Here is a 2,266-nt window from a genome sequence, read left to right as displayed (position 1 = left end):
CTCATTCACTGGTTGCCAATCTGGTGTGGGCTTACTGGTGGGGTCATATTGCCATGGCCTTGCTGCATGCCATGCGTACTCCCCGGATATTGCGAATTTTTATTCCCTGAATGACGGGGCGAGCGTCCAGTATGGATTGTCTGCCCCAGTATATGACAAGCTTTGCTAAACTGCTTGGAGACTTAAGCGGAAGATAAAGTACAGCTTTGACAGCATACCGTCTAGTTGGTATCTTCATGATTCTTTCTATCACGACCAGGAGAAAATCATGACCACATTGACGTTGACTTCCCCTTCAGAAGCCACTGGCGAGCTTGCAGAGCTCTATGCAGCTATTGAAAAATCATTTGGTGGGGTTCCAGAAGGTCTGCAGTTATTTGGGGTCAGCCCCAAATTGCTATCCATACAAATGCAGCTCCTGGGATATTTTGGTCAGCATTCCCGCCTTTCGGCCAATTTTCTGGCTTTATTGCGTTATGTACTGTCAGAAGACGGGCACTGCCAGTTTTGCATCGGTTTTAATCAGGCCCTGCTGGTGAATGCAGGTATTGCACCTGAAGCCATCCAGCAGGCGCTGAAAAATCCGCGCAATGGTCCCCTTGAAGAACGGGAAAACCATTTGTTGGATTATGTGGTGAGGGCCGTGCGCAATCCCCATTCAGTCGAGGATGCAGAGGTAGAACAACTGCGTAAACAAGGGTGGACCGATCAGGATATTTTTGATGCGGTGGCTCATGGGGCCCAGCATAGTGCTGTAGATATCCTCTTTGAAACTTTTCGGGTGGCCCCTTATTCGGCCAGTTGAACGGCAGAAACTGCCAAAAAGTCAGTGCCGGTGCAAATGGTGCATGTCCGGCACATGGGGATGGCTGTGGGTGAGGGGTTCATGATGGTGAGGGTGGCTGTGGCGTGATCCCGGGGCCACCGGAAAAGCATGGGTATGCTGATGGTGGAGATCGTGGATATGCATGTGGGTATGATCCAGGGCCTCATGGGTATGGACATGATCGTGGCGCTCGTCCAGATGCAACCAGATACCCCAGGCCATCAGCGCCGCAGCTATCAATAACAGTGGCGTGATGGGCGCACCCAGAATCACGCTGAGAAGCGCACCAAAAAACGGCGCGCTGGAAAAATAGGCTCCGGTGCGGGCACTGCCCAGATACCGTAACCCGAGTACAAACAGGGCCAGACTGACTCCGTAGGCAAAAAATCCCAGAATCATGGCGGCAATGGCATCCGGCAGGGGCGGAAACGTGCTGCCCAGCCAGAGAGCGAGGAGCAGATTGACACTGCCCGCAACCCAGCCTTTATTGGCCGCAATCCAGCTGCTATCGGTCAGAGAAACTTTCCGGGTCAGATTATTGTCTGCCGCCCAGGCAAAGCAGGCGGCAATGATGGCCGCCGCTGGCCATAACTGGTCGAGCCGAAACTGCATGGCGCCAGCGCCGGGCCAGCTCAACAAGACCATACCCAGCACAATGGCGAGCATGCCCCAGGCAATCCGCCGATCAAAATTTTCCTTGAACACCCACCAGGCCAGCAGCGTCGTAAATACAGATTCGGCATTGAGCAGCAAAGCGGCATTGGCCGCGACAGCGCCCTGCAGCCCGAACAGGAAGAGTACGGGAGCGATGATGCCCCCTGCCAATATGGACGCAGCAAACCAGAAGGCATCTCCACGGGATAAATGAACGCGCGGACTTCGGCGGATCAGCCGATAGACACTGAGTCCCAAACCGGAACCCAGGTACAGTAAGGCTGCGAGCATCCACGGGTTCACCGTCGTCAGCAACACTTTGGCCAGCGGCGTACTGGCACCGAAGAGCAGGGCGGAGAGTATCGCTGCAGGCACCCCCGGACGTCGGAGATTCTGAATAAGATTCATATCATTATAAGTAGAGGATACAAGGGTAGTTACAGGGCAGTGTGAAGTGATGTGTCTCGCTGCGCAAGAGTTATAGCACTGGTTTTCGATGGAAAAGCACACGCTGCGCTATGTGGTTGACAATAATCAGGACATTATCTAGGCTAATAGTTGCGTAATTTATTAACTATTAGATCATGGATGTCTCATGTTTTTTCGTCTACATAGTGATGCTGATCTTGCCTTATCGAGTTTTCAGAAAATGGTCGTCAAGATGCTGCAGCGACTAGCCGCGACGGCATGCATCGTGGCCGTCAATCTGGGCGCGACGGCATGAATACGGATACAGTGCGCTTTGCTCTGTTTGCCGAGGTTTTTGCGGCCCTGGCCCATCCCAAG

At 53.2% G+C, this 2,266-nt stretch carries 2 protein-coding genes; one reads left to right on the top strand and one right to left on the bottom strand.

Annotation, left to right across the window (positions count from 1 at the left end):
- Window positions 1-268 precede the first annotated feature (268 nt).
- Window positions 269-805: a carboxymuconolactone decarboxylase family protein gene (locus AC2VLR_RS01575; protein WP_486880562.1), complete on the top strand. Its 537-nt coding sequence runs from the start codon at window positions 269-271 to the stop codon at window positions 803-805.
- Between the two features lie 21 nt (window positions 806-826).
- Here AC2VLR_RS01575 and AC2VLR_RS01570 read toward each other — a convergent pair whose 3' ends face one another.
- Window positions 827-1,888, bottom strand: coding sequence for a DMT family transporter (locus AC2VLR_RS01570; protein WP_486880561.1), 1,062 nt, complete (start codon window positions 1,886-1,888; stop codon window positions 827-829).
- Window positions 1,889-2,266: the final 378 nt, after the last annotated feature.

This window comes from Acidithiobacillus sp. TH-A117 (assembly GCF_057473465.1).
The sequence above is the reverse complement of the archived record's forward strand: the minus strand, read 5'-3'. Positions and strand labels throughout refer to the sequence as shown.

Excerpts from the sequence above, each read along its gene's own strand:
- AC2VLR_RS01570 (WP_486880561.1), bottom strand. The coding sequence starts at position 1,888 with ATGAATCTTATTCAGAATCTCCGACGTCCGGGGGTGCCTGCAGCGATA.
- AC2VLR_RS01575 (WP_486880562.1), top strand. The coding sequence starts at position 269 with ATGACCACATTGACGTTGACTTCCCCTTCAGAAGCCACTGGCGAGCTT.